Raw genomic sequence first — 14982 nt, forward strand, 5'->3', positions numbered from 1 at the left:
GATCACCCTCTGTTTTTATTGAATGAACGCTCCAGCGTGTTCGCAGCTTCAACGACCACTTCCTCTGCAACATGCCTTACCTGTTTTTCATCCAGCCCCAGACCAGAAATATTAAACTCGTTTCGCTGGGTAACCTGCGCGGGCTGCGACGACTCAGAGCGGCTGACTGACGGGTTATAGGGTGCCTGACTGCGGCGCTGGACATAATCCGGCATATAGTAATTTTCCATTTCCTCCTGGCTGCGTTTGGGCTGAGCATAGGGAGATGACGGCAGCGACGCCCAGACACCACCGAGATGGTTTGTCGCCGTCATAAAGTCACCGCTGAGGACATTATCCAGTTGCCCCGCCCGCTGGATAAGCCACAGGGCCGCCATATCCTGGCTTCGTGGTGAAAAGTCGGTGAGACCCAGCGCCTGCGCCGCCTCATCCCATGATGTTTGCGTGAACTGATAACGCCCGGCTGCCGATGTCTGATTCATTGTTCCGTCTGTCTGCCGGAATGGTTTCAATACCCGTGGATGGTCAGACAGATCGCCGAACTGTTCACCACCAAACATCGTGTTATAGCCACCACCAGGAAGGGCGGCGGTTCCCTCAGCGCGTGAAATGGCATCCAGATAGGCGCGGGCGTTTGGGTTATCGATCGCGCCATGAAGATCACCGCCTTTTTTTTGTCTTAAATACGCCTCATAAGGAGTGACGCCTCCACCATCAGAGCGCCCACGGTTAAGTGCAGGGTTACTCATGGCGCGAGCATCTTTCTCATCAACAAAGGCGTTTCCGGGGGTAATCGCCGCTGCGGCGCCAACGGTAAATGGATTGAGAAGAAATCGGGATAACCACCCGCCCCCCGAGCCAGAAGAAGAGCCACCACCAAAGCCAAGCAGGCGCCCGCCGATTTTCAAAGCGCCAGCGGTGCCTGCGACACCACCTGCCGTAAGGAGAGCCTGTGAAACACCGGGGTTTTCTTTAATAAAACTATTAATGACATCAAGAACTGAATTAACGATCGGCAACAATTTACTGCCCATTGAGTAAGCGAGCACCTCAAAATTGCGGCTTAAATCTGCCATTTCGTCGTTAAATATTTGAGAGTTTTTTAATAACTGAGCATCAATTTTATACGGGTTTGCGTCTGATTTTGCCTGTGAATCACTGAGGAATTTTGGCCCCATTTCCAGCAGACGAGTAATCGGTGAGTCACGCCCCAGACCAGCCCCTTCCTGCAGGAATGCCCGTTGGTCGCGATTCATCTTCTGATAAGCATCGGACAGATACTGTAGCCCCTGATCCGGAGCCATATTCGCGAATTCGCCAGGGTTAAACGCACCGTTCCAGTACGCCTTATCATTCAGTTCCCCGAACCGGGCTTTGCGCTGTAAATCGGGGATCATTTTAGCGATATCGTGCGCAGCATCAGGAGAAAGATTAAGCCGTCGCATAGCCATCTCCAGCCCCTGAATCTGGCGGATCGTAAAACCGGTATTATTGCTGAGGCGCTGCATTTCCAGTGCAGAATTAGCAACACCACTGGTGAGCGCTTTCATGCCCATCCCAACACCAGCAATGGCGGCAAGTTGAAGCATTCCATCGGTGACGCTTTTTATGGCGGTGGCGCCTTTCTCGAATGATTTTGCATCAGTTTCAAGGCCAAGCGAGACCAACAGGGAATCAATGGTTCCAGCGTTTTCCGCCATTACTGTTCTCCTGGTACAAAAAAACCCGCAAAAAGAAGCGAGTACGAGTTAAAAATGGGGCTCACATAAGATAATAATAAGTAAATAAGGTTTCACCTTGACGGTTAAGACTTATTTTCTTATTATTCTCTTATACCAAGACGGTATGGCTCTTTAAAAACTGAGGGGTTATGGTTCAGGTTAGTTGGTCAAAACGGGCGCTAAAACAACTCGCAGCGATTGACATCAGATACCGTAAACGCATCAAGGACAAAGTGGGCGAACTGACTGACTTTCCCGATGTGACACTGGATCTGAAAAAACTCGAATCATCTGGCAAGCAGTACAGGTTAAGGGTTGGCGATTACCGCATTATCTTTGAGTTAATCGACGGCACACCACGAGTTTGCGAGATACTCGAAGTCAAACGCAGAACATCAACAACATACTGAGGCGGGGTTATCCCGCCTGAATCCCTGAGTTAAAGAGATTTCGCCAACCGAAATTAAATGTTGGAGTGACATATGAGCATACAGGTAATACACGACAGAAACGGTAACCCCGAGTACGCCGTGATCCCATACGAACTCTATCAACGCCTGATTAAAAACTCTGAGGATGACTCCCTTTATGAGAGCATCCCGTACAGCGCGGCTGACGATGATGACGTCACCATTCCTCATGAAGTGGTTAGCATCCATATCGATCAGGACGTGAGTATTCAGGCGGCGTGGAGAATCTTCCGTGGGCTGTCCCAACGAGAAGTTGCCGATTCCCTCGGCATCACTCAGGCAGCGGTTTCACAACTCGAATCACCGGACACCAGACCACAGAAACGCACCAGAAATAAACTGGCCGAACTGTATGGTTGCAAACCGGAACAGTTGATTCTGTAACAGATAGCCCGGAGCGCCGGGCTATCTCGTCTCTCTTTGTCTCTCAAACTGTTCAATCAGATCATCAAGCACATTGTGCATTGCCTGCACGTCGTCTATCGCATACGTCCCGTCGAGCATATCCGACCATTTCGCCAGTGGCGGACAGGCATCACCCGCCCCCACACATGGACGCCACAGAAACCAGTCTTTGACAGTTACTGAATGGTCGGCGTTGCCCCTGCGCCGTTTTCGCTCTGTTCGCTGAGCTGCCAGAAAGGGCCGACATTCTCCTTCAGCGCGCGGCCGAGCAACAGCAGGAAGTTATGCGCGGCGTCCTGAAAGAGATTTTCAGCCACCGGTACACCATCAGAATCGCGAACAATTTTGCCTTTCACGATACACAGTTCTTTCAGCCGGGCTGTTTTCACGCCATCCAGCGAAGCCATAGCAACGGTAATGCCCATCGGGGTCACCCCCTCTCCCAACAGCGGCAGAAGGCCAGCCTGCGCGGAAATCTGCAACATTTCCACCTGGTCTTTTGCCGATGCGGTCACACCACTGTACGTCGCGCCATCGATTTCAATTTCAATTTTGCGTCCCATCACGTTTCCTCACTGTCTGCAAATTCAAAAATAAACTGCTCGTCACTGACGCTTGTTTTACCACCGCGCCCCATTGAGCCACGGTTCACCAGAACGCCATCAAACCCCATGACGGTTTCTGCCGTGCCTGTCTGGAAAAACGTAAAGGAAGCATCCACGCCCGTTTTTGCCACTGCCAGAATCTGGCGCACCTGATCGCAACCGGGGATCAGGTTAATGGTGAGGCGCTTCGGGCGCGTCTGGCTGTCCAGGCGTACCGACGTTTTACCGATACCGCGTTTCAGAGTGGCGCGCGGCTCCAGATCCTCAATCGTGATCGGTGGATCTGTGTCGCCGAAATCGTCAATCGGAATACCGAACACGGTTAAATTGGCTCCGTCAGCGCCATACCGTTTCATTGTCATAATGTATTACTCCACGGTGATATTGATTTCAGCCACGTGCCCGGCGCGCGACAGAATGACCATCAGGGAAGTGGGCGGATAAACGCGCTGTTTGCGCTGGCTGGATGTCAGGCTGAGGACATCTTCAGGGGAGGACCGCAGCACAAAACCAAACTGCGCCGTTTTCGTCTGACCATCGTCGGGATCGACGTATGACCCCGAACCCAGCACACCGTTATCATAAAAACGTTTGCAGGTAGCCGTGATGGCAGACAGCAATCCGGCATAGTCGCGCGGCGTCAGCGCACGTTTTGAACCAGCGTTAGCGATGTAGTTATAGCCATCCACCTGAATATGGTTTTTCAGCACATCCAGATTGATCACGTCGTCGATAAACTCGCCATAAGACGACATCGATTTGCTGTTAATTACGCGGCTGTTGTCGGTTTCGCCCGCCAGTTCGATTTGTGTAAAAAACACCGCATTTTTCGCTTTCAGCGCGTTATAGGCACTGGTCGTGAGATCGTCACCGCTGATACCAGGCAATACCTGATACTCGCCCGTGATGGCAGTATTGTCGCCCGTCGGACGGAACTTGTGGAACGCCGCGGCCAGTTGCACCATCGCGTACGCCTGAGAGGCGTCAGCGGTCACTGAGGATGCTGATTTGTACCCGGCGAACATATGCCGATTGCCTTTGGCTTTCAGGGTAGAAATCACATCATCCGTGGTGCTCTGGTCGATGATGTTGTCATCGCTGAACGTGAACCATAATGGATGGCTGGCGGCATCAGACCAGTCGGACAAATCCGGTAACATGGCCGCCGTCACGTCTGCGTTTTTGAAAAAGTAATGGTAGCGCCAGAGTCGATCGTTCGCGCTGTTAATGATTTCCAGCAGCGTGTCGGTTTCGTTTTTCATCCATACCGTAATGGTCGGCGGTTTAGGCACGTTGGCGAAATAGCGGGTGGCAATGCGGTAAATGTCGCTGTCAGTTTTGAAATCCGCCGCCACGTCTGTTACAGAGCCGTAATCGCGAAAAGTATCAGCCGCAAACACCGCCCCCTGAACCAGATCGGCAGCATCAGCAAAAACGAGTGCGCTCGAAAAATCCGCATACCCCAGGCCAGCCGGACTCAACAGCAGGTTGATGGGGATAATATTATCGACTGAATAAGCCATAGGGAGGTTTACCCCTCATTGATAAATTGAATATTGAACCCTGCCGCGCACAGCAGCTCGTAAGAAAGGGTGTGTTCGATAAACAGATGGATATCTGCCTGCCAGCGCGGCTGGATCCCCGCCTGTAATATTCCGGTGAGATTCCTGCACGCACTGACGTAACGCCACGCAATATCATTGCGGTACAGGAATTCACTCACCGGCTGGCGAAAATTGGCGTTATGCAATCGCAGAATGGCTGTATCCGCGCCCTCATTGAGGATGTTCACCGACAACATAAATTCCATTGAAGTGACTATCGTTTCACGCAGATCCTGCCATTGCCCCAGCGATGTATCGGCTTCCTCCGTTGCCGGAATGAGATCTCGTCGCCGCTGCGACCAGCCGTATGCACGGATCGGGATGGGTTTGTAGGTGGCATAAAGCCCGGCTGGCGCATCACGGCCCTGGTCGGCCAGAATGACGGTATCCACACCCGATGCCAGTGCCACCAGTTCCTGAAAAACGGTATACAGCTCGTCGATGCGTTCCATCAGCCCGTCCCCCGGTATCGTTCCACCACCGCGCGGCAGAAATTTCGCCACGGGCGATTGTCACAGGACATCACCCGCCACTGGCGCATCACCTGTCCGTCGCTGAACTCGAGCAAATCGGCAAATTTCCCGTTGTCGTCCGGCCAGAGATAATTCACGCCGTCGTTGATATGAATGACCCGCGCATCCTGTGGATTCACCGTGCCACCCATGCCAATCAGCATCTGCATGTCTTTCCACTTCGCAGGCTGAATGTTAACGCGCGTCAGTTCGACGGTTTCACCCGGCGAATCCGCCCATCGCCCGCCGGGTCCGGTGTAACCACCTGCACCGGCCCGGATTATTCGCACGCCACCGGGAACGGGAGAATTGAATGTCGAATCGATATGGCCGTTCATATCCAGACCATTTCCGAACATCGTTAATCCTCCACGACATGGGTGATAGCCTGCCGCAATGTTCCGGTGTCAATGAGTGGCGTTGCAGATCCCTTGCGGGCGATAGTTGATGGTGCGTTTGCCGGCTCAATGCCAGCACTGATTGCGTCCTGGCAATACCCCGCCGCCCGGGCACCGATCTGGTCGAGCATCTGGAATGCCGTAATTTCTCCACGAGCAACCTTTCCTGAGAGGGCGCGGAAGCCCTTTTTGATGTTGTCCTGATTCTGGCGCAAAGGGACACGCAGGAAAGAGCGTTCGGGGATGAGGCCGTTTGCGGAGCCGAATTCCTGCACCGCACCAATAACCACCAACGGCGCGCCGTCTTCGTAGTTACCGGAGCCAGCGGGTAATCCCACCAGCACCCGGCGTTTTGCCGCCAGTCGGTCCTGAATCTGCTTCAGCTTCTGGGCGATTTTGTTGCCGCCATGCACTTCTGCATTGATTTTCATATCATCAGTCCCCCGGTGCCTGCACGGCGACGCAGGCGCATAAATTCCACACCGTACGCTGTCAACGGCAAATCGCCGTTGATGGTCAAATCATCCATCGTCACCGACGGCACAGCGAACGACGTGGATTCATCACCTACAGACTTGCCAGAAATGGCATAAGCGGCACCAACGTCTCCCCCGGCGGAACGTTTACGCATCACCAGTCTGTGGGCAGCAAACGCGAACATGCCGCGCTTTTTGATGCTGACCACCCGACCGTCTGGATAGATGCCCCAGCGCTTGCCGGTTTCTGCATCTCCTTCTGCCAGTGCGGTAATCACCCCAGAATCCGGCCACAACGCCACGTCGCCGAATTCGGGGTAATACGTCCGGAAATCGGTCACAATTTGCGTAGTGATCTCCATCGTTACCCCCATAAAGCAAAACCCCGTCACCAGGACGGGGTTTATTCGGTTTCAGAAGTACTGCCGGAGGGATCGGGCTGTTGCGTCAGCGCCTCGTCGATGGCCTTTTGCAGTGTCTCTGCTTTAGCCGCCGATGGAGCCTTTTTGCCCAGCACCTCTTCGTACCGGGTGCGCAACGCGGCGATATCCACTGCCGTTTCACTGGTATTCTGCTGCGCCAACGTCTCGTCGCTCTCGTCATGCTCCGCACGCAACAATTTAGCCTTAACAAACAGGTGATCGCGGAAATCACCCGCCACCAGAGCAGAATGGCCGCGCTGGATGGTGATGCGCTTGCCAGTCACTGCATCGGTGACGGTCAACTGCGCAGTATGAAGATTAAACAGTTCAGCCATTGTTACACCCCATCCACGTAATGAGCCGCTTTCGGAATACGCCATTCCGTCCCGCCGGTACGCAGCAGCGCCGGTACCTTGAAGTTGATGTTATCCGCCGTGGCCGGAGCCAGGAAACGCAGCGGCATCACATCGTGCCCTTTGACCACTCGGAGGTCTTTTTTATAGACCATCATGCGATCGGTTCCACCTGCACCCGCGCCTTTCAGCAGAATGTCGTCTTCAAACTCCATATCGCGGAAATTCTGGCGCAGGAATTCGAGCAGGGTAACGTTGCTGGCGTTTGCGGTTGAAAGCAGGGTTCGCTGGAGCAACTGGAACTGCTCAGACGGGATCACAAATCCGTTTGGTCGATGAACGGTCAGCGTATTTTCCAGATAGACCTGGTTATAAGCATTACCAAAGAAATCGATAATCGGCTGCGCACCATAGGTTGGAATTGCGGCAACCAGTGCGGCCAGGGTGGACGATGCCGACTCCACGCCAACATTAGGACTTTTATAAAGCCCCTCTCCTACGCCCTTATCGCCCAGAAGATAGATTTTGTTCAGCCCCTGCTCAACGACATCACGTACTGCCTGCCCGCGTTCGGCGTCCAGGTTAACGTTGTTCAGCATGGCAAAGCCGATCTCTTCCAGAGAATAGGTGTAACCCAGTGCTGCGGTCGTGATTTCTTTGAAACCCTGCGACATCGCAATATCAACGGTCGGCACATCGGTGCTGTTCGGACCAAGCACCTGCAATTCACCGCGGGCATCAATCGCGCGGAACACCACCATTTTTGCCCAGTCCGGCGCGCTGTTATCCAGCGGCAGCAATGTGCCATATTTGAACTGGGGATACTCCAGCCGGTAGATCTCCGCTTCGACATACGCGGCCTGCTGGATCAGGAACGACAGCGCCGCGACCGGTGACACGTCGAAAACAGCAGCGTCAGAAAATTTTCGCTTCATTATTAACCTCTTTATTAATTGCCAGCGGAAGGAGCAGCAGGAGCAGCAAGAACGCCATCAACGCGGATTTCACCAATTTCACCGGCAACCACATCATCAACCCAGCGGACAAAATTGAGCGTCACCCCCGCAGCGGACCCGGCGGATAAACGCCCCAGATTGTCACCGGCCGCAGTGATAACGATCACCGAATCACCCGCGTTAGCCCCATCCACGCACAGCGCGAACATGGGACCACGATGCAAAATGGAAGCGACATGGCTCACCGGATAACCCGTTGCATAGGCATCCGGATTTGTGGGTGAGCTGTTGCTGAATTCAGCCAGAGAGCGGACGGAAAACCCGATAATATCCTCTGCCGTAGTGACGGCAGTCACCGGCGCACATGAGCGGGCAGCGGTTCCGCGGATCACCGCACGGCCAAACGGAACCAGCGCAGATTCAACAACGCGCGATACCACTTCAACCACGTCAGTGGTGGAAATCTGCCCCTCGTACGCCTTGCCGCGATAAAGCGTGAAATTGTTCTGAGCAATAGCCATTATTTGGCCTCCTGTTTGCCGTAGCGTTTATCGAGCCAGGACTGACGGACGCTGTCACGGGTCGCCTGCGCCCCGGTGGTTTTCGCGCCCCGCATATCGCGGCTGAAATTAAAGAGCGAGTCATCGGAGCGCTGCTTGCTGTCCGGATCGTCCTCTTCATCGTCGTCATCGTTTTCTTTGCGCCCTTCTTCCGCATCGAAATAAGCCGTGACATACGCATCAGGTGCTTTGTCCCACGATTCGTATTTGCGGCACTTGATACCCGCGGCATCCAGCGCAGCACGTTTGATTTTCAGAGGATCGGTTGCATCGCAGGTAAAACCGGCACCCGCCACCTTCACGGCTGAGTCGCGTACCGCCAGCAAATCCGCCACGCGTTTAGAAATCGAATCTTCGGAAGTTTTCTCTTTCAGTTCCTCGATCTCTTCGTCTTTGGCGTCTGACTGGGCCTTCTCTTTTTCCAGCTCTTCCTCTGCCGAATCCTTCTCAGCTTCGGCCTTCTCTTTTTCTTCCTCCGCGTCTTTCACGCGTTTTTTCAGGTTGTCGATGGTGGTCTGGATCAACTGCTGAGTTGCCTCATCAGCCACTTCCACCCGCACGCCTGAATCCAGAACAACTTTAAATGGCATGGGCTTTGCTCCCGTTGGTTTATGGTCGAACAATCGCGCCAGATGCCCGGCCCTGGCCTGGTCACACAGTGCGATGTGGTTGATAGTGATGTCCCGTTGAATGAACTCGTACGGGGTGCCATCCGGCGCCGTGCCGGGGGTCTGGTCATACTCGGAGGTATAACCGGCTGACAGTTCCGCCTTACCACGGTCAATGGCATCAATCGCGGCCTGGTCTTTGATCAGCAGATCCACAACAACGAAATCGCCATCCTGGCGGCCCGGCGAAATCACGTGGCCAGCAGTCACCTCTTTAAACGTCCCGGAGTCCACGAGGTCATCGGGGTGATCAATGGTGACGTCTTTGTTGTCGTAGCTCGTCAGGCTCTGAGGTTTAAAAACCTCTTCTGGCGGACGATAAACATTAACGATCTGACCGGGTGGCCTGTCCGTTAACCCCAGTTCGGCGGCCAGATACTGCTGAATACCGGAACGGGCAACACGCCCAGGGACTTTGAGATAGCCCTCAGGTGTGATTTCGCGCTGGGATGTGACGGGGAAGGCCACGCGGTCACGGACTGTGATCCGCATGCGTGTTACTCCAGATGGTTAGTAATCGAGACCCTGTATCAGTGGGGTGGGAGTGCAACGGCAATTAATGTGCGCACGCCCGGGAAACAGGCCGGTTTCGCCGTTAAAGCTTGCACCTTTTGACCAGAGATAAACGCCGGGTCCGTAGCCCACATCCTGCCTGGCGATGTTAAAGCATTTGATTTTCGCTTTCGGATATCGCCCTGCAGGGTTGCCGCTGACGCGCACATCCTGAGACGTTGACCAGCGGAACCGGTCAATGCCTGCCTGCTGCTGGCGCTGGCGTGTGATGTCGCTACGGATTTTCGCGGTCTGGTCACGGGCGATGAGTTTTGCCCGGTTGTATGTCGCGCCGGTGGTGTTTTGCAGATTGCGGGTTATCGTGGTCAGCGAGTCGCCCCGCAAAATACCGTCCATGACCTGCCGCTGAATGTCGTCGAAGTAGTCTGATGACAGCGATTTGATCAGTGCAACATTCTGTTCTACCGATGCGTCGAAATAATCCACCAGCTCGCCATTAACCATCAGGCCGGTCATGTCAACGCCCAGCGCGCGGTTAATCTGCTCAACAAACACCGCTGAACTTTCAGAGTCGGCACGGCTGACGACGCGCTGAGCGAGTTTTTCTGTTGCTGCGCCAAACGCAACAGAGAAGAACCGGTCCGCCGCCTGCCGAATTGAGGTCATGATGATATCGGTTAAACGGCTGTCGGCGGTGTACTCACGGCGCAGTACCGGGATCAGTGCTTCATCAATCGCCTGCGCCATTTGCCGGACAATATCGCGCAACTGCCCATTGTAGTAACGTTCAGTTTCGTCAGTTTGCCTCGCCGGTCTCAGTGGTGCCCGTCGGCGTGGTGGCGTCTTCTTCAGGATTTCCGCCAGCATTGCCGAGCCGGAACTGATAATCGCCGCCTCGCTCGGCTTTTTCGTCTGCCTCAATGTCGGCAATATCAGATTCGTCGATACCATAGATCCCCTGCTCCATGAGTTTTCGCGCTACCTGAGATGGTTTCACTACCCCCTGTTGCAGACGAATATCATCTGCCTGTGCGTCAGCGAGTCGCTGCGCTGACAGTTCGGTGTCGGTCGGTTGCGCCAGTGGAGAGAATTCAAAATCCAGTCCGTCCGGCATGGTGCCCAGCGTTGAGCGGATCAGGACTTCATCAATGCGTTTCAGAAATGGCCGGTACTTTGATTCCTGTCCGCCCCTGATGGTGTTGTAGTAGTTGTTCATATCGCCCTGGCCGGAGTCGCCAATCCCCTTGGACTGAACACCAAATAATCGTGTCATCGGGATGCCCGCTGCACCGGATGTCCATTCCATAAGGGATGAAAGAATTTCACCCAGTCCGCCGAACGAGATCTGCTTGCGTTCAAAAACTTCTTTACTGTCCAGCAGCGCCAGCCGGTAAAGGGATTTCATCATGCCAAAAATGTTGTAGCGGCGGGCTATCGACTCATCCATATCACCAGAGGACAGATCGGAGGCGAGGTTCTCACGATTGATAACATCAATGTTCGCTTCCTGAATCAGCGCCGCGATGCCGCCCTTTGCACTGACGGCATCTTTGACGTCCTCAAGGCAGCGCCGCAGACGGCTGTCGTCCCAGCCACCGTTGATCATGCGCAAACGCATAGGCAACGGTGCGCCGGGTGCTTTGACGAAATGGCTGTAGTGAATGCGCTGAGTACCACCGTTAACCACGTAGTAGTCCGGCAGCATGTAATTTTCTTCCAGGGGATTCGTGACGTTGAATTGCTGGCCATTGATAAACATGCGGTCAAGCACCAGCAAACGGCGCAGTGAACCCTTTTTGATTCTTTTCATGTCCAATGGGGCATCGAACGATTGATCAGTGATCATCAGCACACCCGCGCCACCATATACCCCAGCCCACTTGAAGGCCTCCTGTGTCGCCCCCTGAACATTAAACGCCTTTTCTGCCTCACGAATGGCTGTGGCGTCGTCAGCGGCAAATTCCCGCCACTCGCGCGTTGAGTCGTCAACCGGAATATCAATGATGTCGCGGGCGATCCAGTTTTCGATATACGCGGCTTCCAGTTCGCCAAAATCCTGCATCATGCCGAACTGAAAACGGTTAAACATGCGGCGGTCACGATCTGTACCCATGCCGGTCATGACGTTCATTAGCCCGTCAGAGGTCACGCGAATACGCGGTTTTCCGCCGTACTGGTTATTGCTCATCGTTAAACCCATCCCCACCCGGTGCCGCCACCGGAAATTAATTCGATCTCGATTGCATCCATGAACGTGTCGAGGATGTCGTCATTTTTGTGGCTGTCATCTGCGGAGAAATCGGCGCACTCGGCCAGAGCAGGCAATACCCAACTGGTTTGTGCTGCTGGCGTACCATCCCAGTAAAAAACCTGATTGACGGGTTGGCCATCGTCGGTCATCAGTGCCGGAATGAATACTTTGCCGGTTTTGATCTGAGGGACGCTATTCAGGCAGCGAACCAGCTTGTTCTGCCCGGCGCCACGGGGGATTTCCAGCACAGGGATCGATTTACGTTTTTTCAGCGTGGTAATCAGTCCCTGCCCGGCCTGTTTATCCTCAATGCCCATATGCCGGAGCGGCGCCGGGCGTTTCGGATTGTATGGTTTCCATTTTTCCCACAGCGCTGTTGCCTGCTGTAGCAAATCCTCCGGATCCCACCTGCCGCGCACGCTGTCGATGAGGTACAGATTGTTGTCCGTCCCCATCCCAGCCAGCGTAAAAACGGTGTAATCGTTGTAGTCCTCGACCTTGCCGCTGTTGGTGTCCACGTAAACGGCGCGGTGTGTCAGCGGCGGCAGATGCGTGTACCGCTTAAACCAGTCAGTATCGATCAACCCACCCGTCAAAGCGCGCGGACGCTGCATGTACTGCGACAGAAACGTGTATTCGTCACGCTCCCACAGTCGCAACAGATCGCCCACGTATTCGTTAGCTGGCCAGTACGACCAGTAACGAACACCACCGACGACCACGCTTTCTGTGTCTTTAACAGAGAACCAGCACAGCGAGCGCCATGGTTCCGGGAGCGCATCGATATATTCTTCGCTGACCAGAGCCGGGATTGTGACGTGGTGGAAATCCACCCCCATTCCGCCCGACAGCATAAAACCGGTGGCATCGTCGGTATGCAGGCGCTGCTGGATACTAACGAACGGGGTTGGGTGGTCTTTCGATTTATCGCCACGGCGGGAACGGATGGTGTTTACCAGCAGACGGTTCGCGTTCTCGCGTTTCGTCGCGGAGAACATGTCCTCTGGCTTGTTGTAGTCATCCAGGCACACAAAGCCGGAAAAATCAGGCCCGGGATATCCCGCGCGCCCACCTGTGATTTGCCCGCCACTGGAGCGGGATACTGTCTGGCCAACGGTTCGCCCGCGGGGATTAACAACCTCCCATTCTTCGGCCTGGTTAACGCCAAACTTGCACGGCCACAGTGACTGATATTCAGCACTGGCGATAATGTCGCGGGTGCGTCGGCTGTTACGCTTGACCAGCGAATCAGCAAACGAAACGTTCAGATTACGAAACCGGCGTAACTTACCCGTTTGCACCAGCATGTTGATGTATGCCGCTGCGTGGATCGAAACGAACTCTGTTTTTGTCCCGCCCGGCGGCACGTTGATAATGAGGTTTCGGGGCTGTAACCGTCCGAATACCAGATCATCAATTTTGCTGGCCATCATGCGGTGATGCCAGTTAACCAGCAGGCGATCACCCTGCAACAACTCAAACCAGAGGCGGGTGAAATTCAGGAAGGATTTTTCGCTTTTTGACTTAAGGGCGACACGATCAGGAAAATCGAGGTCTTCCCACTCGAGTAGCTGCGACATTTTCAATCCCGATTTTTACCCTTTTTTGGGGCTATTTAACATAATGGACGTTACCCGAACAGCGGGATTGGCACTCATGGCAAATTCGCCACGAAAGCGTTAAAAGGACAGGTTTTCCCCGGGGATAAACAGGCATTTTTAGCAATAACATTTTGATAACAAATCACCATTATTACGGTCCGCTTAAAATGACAGACGAAACCCGCTTTTTACCCTGTTTTCTCTTTTCTGCTTAATCCAGATCGGGGAGTTGTTTTTCTAATGCCGCCTGCGCCTTCGCGTAATCTTCCGGCGTGTAATTAACCTGGTTGATGGGGCCGCCGTCAGCGCCAGTCAGCTCGGTGCGGTTTTTCAGCATGCCAAGATGCTGCGCCACCATTTTCAGGGCTTCATCCTGATTGCGCATCTGAACTTCCAGGCCGAAACGCCCCTCTTTAATTCCGGCAATTAAGCGGCGGGGGGCGCCATAGACGTCACGAAAATCATGGAAGTATGCCCTGCCTACCCCCATCCCGTTACAGCGAGGGCATTCGGGATTCGGATCAAGGGTGGCATCGAACCCGTAGCCTCCGTCATCAAGTGGAGCGGCTTTTTTCTTTTCCTTTGCCTCTGCACAGGCTTCCTCAAATTCAACCGCATCCCGCCACTGATACTGGTGGCCGAATCCCCAGCAATGGCGGCAGCACAAACGACGATGTTCGGTGATTTGCGTTGCATCTGCTGTCGCAAGTTCCCACCACATTTTCAACACGGCATCCTGCGTGATTTGAGTGCGCCGCTCTCTTGCTGCCAGAGCATCGCGAATCGCCCGGCTCACCTTATCGTTTCTGTACATTCGCGAGGCTGCTACATACGCAGTGTTCCCCTCGCCTTTTCCACCAGCACGCTTATAAGCCGCCACGCGGTTCATATCGATGAGGTACTCGCTAACGAACCGGGCCTGCATGTCGTTAAGCCCGTACTCATCAGGGTTTAAACTCCATTTATCGGTGGTGTTTGCAGGTGGCAGGCAATTTGAATCAATTTGATTTTCAATTTGAGGAATCGTTTTTTTGGGGTTGTTTTGCGCATGCGCACTGCGCAATTTTTTCTGCGCAGTTTTTTGCGTACTTTGCGCAGCGGGCTTTTTGATGTAGCGACGAGCTGATGCGTAATTCAGTCCCTGCGCTTCACACCACTCTTTCGGTGATATTCCGTTTTTGGCATGGTCGGCGAGGAACTGGTTTTGCAGCGCTCCCCAGTCCGGTTTTGCCATAGTCATTTACCTTTCTTACGCCATTACGATGAGGCTGCTCATTGTGATGGCAATAAAAAAGCCACCAGCGGATGCCAGTAGCTTGGATGTTGTAATCAGGAATGGATTCGAACTCTTGAGAAGATTGGTGTTGGCCGTCTGTACTATCTCAACTCTTGTAGCAGCGTCACGCTTAGCTCTGTACGGTATACCTCTATATGGGGCACCTGATCGCAGTGAAAATATTTCAAGTT

At 53.9% G+C, this 14982-nt stretch carries 18 protein-coding genes; 2 read left to right on the top strand and 16 right to left on the bottom strand.

Translation table 11 applies throughout. From position 1 onward, the window contains the following. Window positions 1-2: 2 nt before the first annotated feature. Window positions 3-1700, bottom strand: coding sequence for a glycoside hydrolase family protein (locus DK872_RS00700; protein WP_161517873.1), 1698 nt, complete (start codon window positions 1698-1700; stop codon window positions 3-5). Window positions 1701-1870: 170 nt separating this feature from the next. On the opposite strand from DK872_RS00700, the gene DK872_RS00705 reads away from it, so the two are divergent. Together DK872_RS00705 and DK872_RS00710 are read left to right on the top strand one after the other, a co-directional pair. Further along, window positions 1871-2131 (top strand): type II toxin-antitoxin system RelE/ParE family toxin, encoded by a 261-nt coding sequence (locus tag DK872_RS00705; RefSeq protein WP_161517874.1) that lies wholly within the window; start codon window positions 1871-1873, stop codon window positions 2129-2131. Window positions 2132-2203: 72 nt separating this feature from the next. Further along, entirely contained in the window at window positions 2204-2575 is a 372-nt protein-coding gene (locus tag DK872_RS00710) for a helix-turn-helix domain-containing protein (RefSeq protein ID WP_035943390.1), read from the top strand. Window positions 2576-2772: 197 nt separating this feature from the next. On the opposite strand, the gene DK872_RS00715 is transcribed toward DK872_RS00710, so the two are convergent. The 15 genes from DK872_RS00715 to DK872_RS00785 form a co-directional block, all read right to left on the bottom strand. After that, on the bottom strand, window positions 2773-3159 hold the full coding sequence (locus DK872_RS00715; RefSeq protein WP_161517875.1) for a hypothetical protein: 387 nt from the start codon (window positions 3157-3159) through the stop codon (window positions 2773-2775). Continuing rightward, window positions 3159-3563 (bottom strand): hypothetical protein, encoded by a 405-nt coding sequence (locus tag DK872_RS00720; RefSeq protein WP_007374705.1) that lies wholly within the window; start codon window positions 3561-3563, stop codon window positions 3159-3161. The genes DK872_RS00715 and DK872_RS00720 overlap by 1 nt, the downstream gene beginning before the upstream one ends. Before the next feature lie 6 nt (window positions 3564-3569). After that, window positions 3570-4724 (bottom strand): DUF3383 family protein, encoded by a 1155-nt coding sequence (locus DK872_RS00725; protein WP_161517876.1) that lies wholly within the window; start codon window positions 4722-4724, stop codon window positions 3570-3572. Window positions 4725-4732: 8 nt separating this feature from the next. After that, window positions 4733-5257, bottom strand: coding sequence for a hypothetical protein (locus DK872_RS00730; RefSeq protein WP_161517877.1), 525 nt, complete (start codon window positions 5255-5257; stop codon window positions 4733-4735). Then, window positions 5257-5676, bottom strand: coding sequence for a hypothetical protein (locus DK872_RS00735; RefSeq protein ID WP_161517878.1), 420 nt, complete (start codon window positions 5674-5676; stop codon window positions 5257-5259). Before DK872_RS00735 ends, DK872_RS00730 begins: the two co-directional genes overlap by 1 nt. Before the next feature lie 2 nt (window positions 5677-5678). After that, window positions 5679-6146, bottom strand: a complete 468-nt coding sequence (locus DK872_RS00740) for a hypothetical protein (protein WP_161517879.1) — start codon at window positions 6144-6146, stop codon at window positions 5679-5681. Continuing rightward, a complete protein-coding gene (locus tag DK872_RS00745) occupies window positions 6143-6565 on the bottom strand; it encodes a DUF4054 domain-containing protein (protein WP_161517880.1) in 423 nt (140 codons plus the stop codon). Before DK872_RS00745 ends, DK872_RS00740 begins: the two co-directional genes overlap by 4 nt. Before the next feature lie 29 nt (window positions 6566-6594). Beyond that, the gene (locus DK872_RS00750; RefSeq protein WP_161517881.1) at window positions 6595-6948 is read right to left on the bottom strand and encodes a hypothetical protein; all 354 of its coding nucleotides are present in this window, start codon (window positions 6946-6948) and stop codon (window positions 6595-6597) included. Between the two features lie 2 nt (window positions 6949-6950). Further along, window positions 6951-7901, bottom strand: a complete 951-nt coding sequence (locus DK872_RS00755) for a DUF2184 domain-containing protein (protein WP_007374698.1) — start codon at window positions 7899-7901, stop codon at window positions 6951-6953. Window positions 7902-7915: 14 nt separating this feature from the next. Then, a complete protein-coding gene (locus DK872_RS00760; RefSeq protein WP_161517882.1) occupies window positions 7916-8443 on the bottom strand; it encodes a hypothetical protein in 528 nt (175 codons plus the stop codon). Beyond that, window positions 8443-9642: a DUF2213 domain-containing protein gene (locus DK872_RS00765; protein WP_161517883.1), complete on the bottom strand. Its 1200-nt coding sequence runs from the start codon at window positions 9640-9642 to the stop codon at window positions 8443-8445. The genes DK872_RS00760 and DK872_RS00765 overlap by 1 nt, the downstream gene beginning before the upstream one ends. 18 nt (window positions 9643-9660) lie before the next feature. Further along, the gene (locus DK872_RS00770) at window positions 9661-10530 is read right to left on the bottom strand and encodes a phage minor head protein (RefSeq protein WP_237656146.1); all 870 of its coding nucleotides are present in this window, start codon (window positions 10528-10530) and stop codon (window positions 9661-9663) included. Next, window positions 10460-11851: a DUF1073 domain-containing protein gene (locus DK872_RS00775; RefSeq protein ID WP_161517884.1), complete on the bottom strand. Its 1392-nt coding sequence runs from the start codon at window positions 11849-11851 to the stop codon at window positions 10460-10462. Before DK872_RS00775 ends, DK872_RS00770 begins: the two co-directional genes overlap by 71 nt. Before the next feature lie 2 nt (window positions 11852-11853). Further along, window positions 11854-13494, bottom strand: a complete 1641-nt coding sequence (terL, locus tag DK872_RS00780) for a phage terminase large subunit (protein WP_161517885.1) — start codon at window positions 13492-13494, stop codon at window positions 11854-11856. A gap of 232 nt (window positions 13495-13726) precedes the next feature. Next, entirely contained in the window at window positions 13727-14749 is a 1023-nt protein-coding gene (locus tag DK872_RS00785) for a terminase small subunit (protein ID WP_161517886.1), read from the bottom strand. Between the last annotated feature and the right edge of the window lie 233 nt (window positions 14750-14982).

The organism is Kosakonia sp. MH5 (genome assembly GCF_009935945.1).
Taxonomy (GTDB): Bacteria; Pseudomonadota; Gammaproteobacteria; order Enterobacterales; family Enterobacteriaceae; genus Kosakonia; species Kosakonia radicincitans.

What these genes read in the sequence shown, in the direction of transcription:
- DK872_RS00710 (WP_035943390.1), top strand. Translation starts at nt 2,204, where the DNA reads ATGAGCATACAGGTAATACACGACAGAAACGGTAACCCCGAGTACGCC.
- DK872_RS00700 (WP_161517873.1), bottom strand. Translation starts at nt 1,700, where the DNA reads ATGGCGGAAAACGCTGGAACCATTGATTCCCTGTTGGTCTCGCTTGGC.
- DK872_RS00775 (WP_161517884.1), bottom strand. Translation starts at nt 11,851, where the DNA reads ATGAGCAATAACCAGTACGGCGGAAAACCGCGTATTCGCGTGACCTCT.
- DK872_RS00725 (WP_161517876.1), bottom strand. Translation starts at nt 4,724, where the DNA reads ATGGCTTATTCAGTCGATAATATTATCCCCATCAACCTGCTGTTGAGT.
- DK872_RS00735 (WP_161517878.1), bottom strand. Translation starts at nt 5,676, where the DNA reads ATGTTCGGAAATGGTCTGGATATGAACGGCCATATCGATTCGACATTC.
- DK872_RS00755 (WP_007374698.1), bottom strand. Translation starts at nt 7,901, where the DNA reads ATGAAGCGAAAATTTTCTGACGCTGCTGTTTTCGACGTGTCACCGGTC.
- DK872_RS00705 (WP_161517874.1), top strand. Translation starts at nt 1,871, where the DNA reads ATGGTTCAGGTTAGTTGGTCAAAACGGGCGCTAAAACAACTCGCAGCG.
- DK872_RS00730 (WP_161517877.1), bottom strand. Translation starts at nt 5,257, where the DNA reads ATGGAACGCATCGACGAGCTGTATACCGTTTTTCAGGAACTGGTGGCA.
- DK872_RS00785 (WP_161517886.1), bottom strand. Translation starts at nt 14,749, where the DNA reads ATGGCAAAACCGGACTGGGGAGCGCTGCAAAACCAGTTCCTCGCCGAC.
- DK872_RS00720 (WP_007374705.1), bottom strand. Translation starts at nt 3,563, where the DNA reads ATGACAATGAAACGGTATGGCGCTGACGGAGCCAATTTAACCGTGTTC.
- terL (WP_161517885.1), bottom strand. Translation starts at nt 13,494, where the DNA reads ATGTCGCAGCTACTCGAGTGGGAAGACCTCGATTTTCCTGATCGTGTC.
- DK872_RS00765 (WP_161517883.1), bottom strand. Translation starts at nt 9,642, where the DNA reads ATGCGGATCACAGTCCGTGACCGCGTGGCCTTCCCCGTCACATCCCAG.
- DK872_RS00770 (WP_237656146.1), bottom strand. Translation starts at nt 10,530, where the DNA reads ATGCTGGCGGAAATCCTGAAGAAGACGCCACCACGCCGACGGGCACCA.
- DK872_RS00745 (WP_161517880.1), bottom strand. Translation starts at nt 6,565, where the DNA reads ATGGGGGTAACGATGGAGATCACTACGCAAATTGTGACCGATTTCCGG.
- DK872_RS00740 (WP_161517879.1), bottom strand. Translation starts at nt 6,146, where the DNA reads ATGAAAATCAATGCAGAAGTGCATGGCGGCAACAAAATCGCCCAGAAG.
- DK872_RS00715 (WP_161517875.1), bottom strand. Translation starts at nt 3,159, where the DNA reads ATGGGACGCAAAATTGAAATTGAAATCGATGGCGCGACGTACAGTGGT.
- DK872_RS00750 (WP_161517881.1), bottom strand. Translation starts at nt 6,948, where the DNA reads ATGGCTGAACTGTTTAATCTTCATACTGCGCAGTTGACCGTCACCGAT.
- DK872_RS00760 (WP_161517882.1), bottom strand. Translation starts at nt 8,443, where the DNA reads ATGGCTATTGCTCAGAACAATTTCACGCTTTATCGCGGCAAGGCGTAC.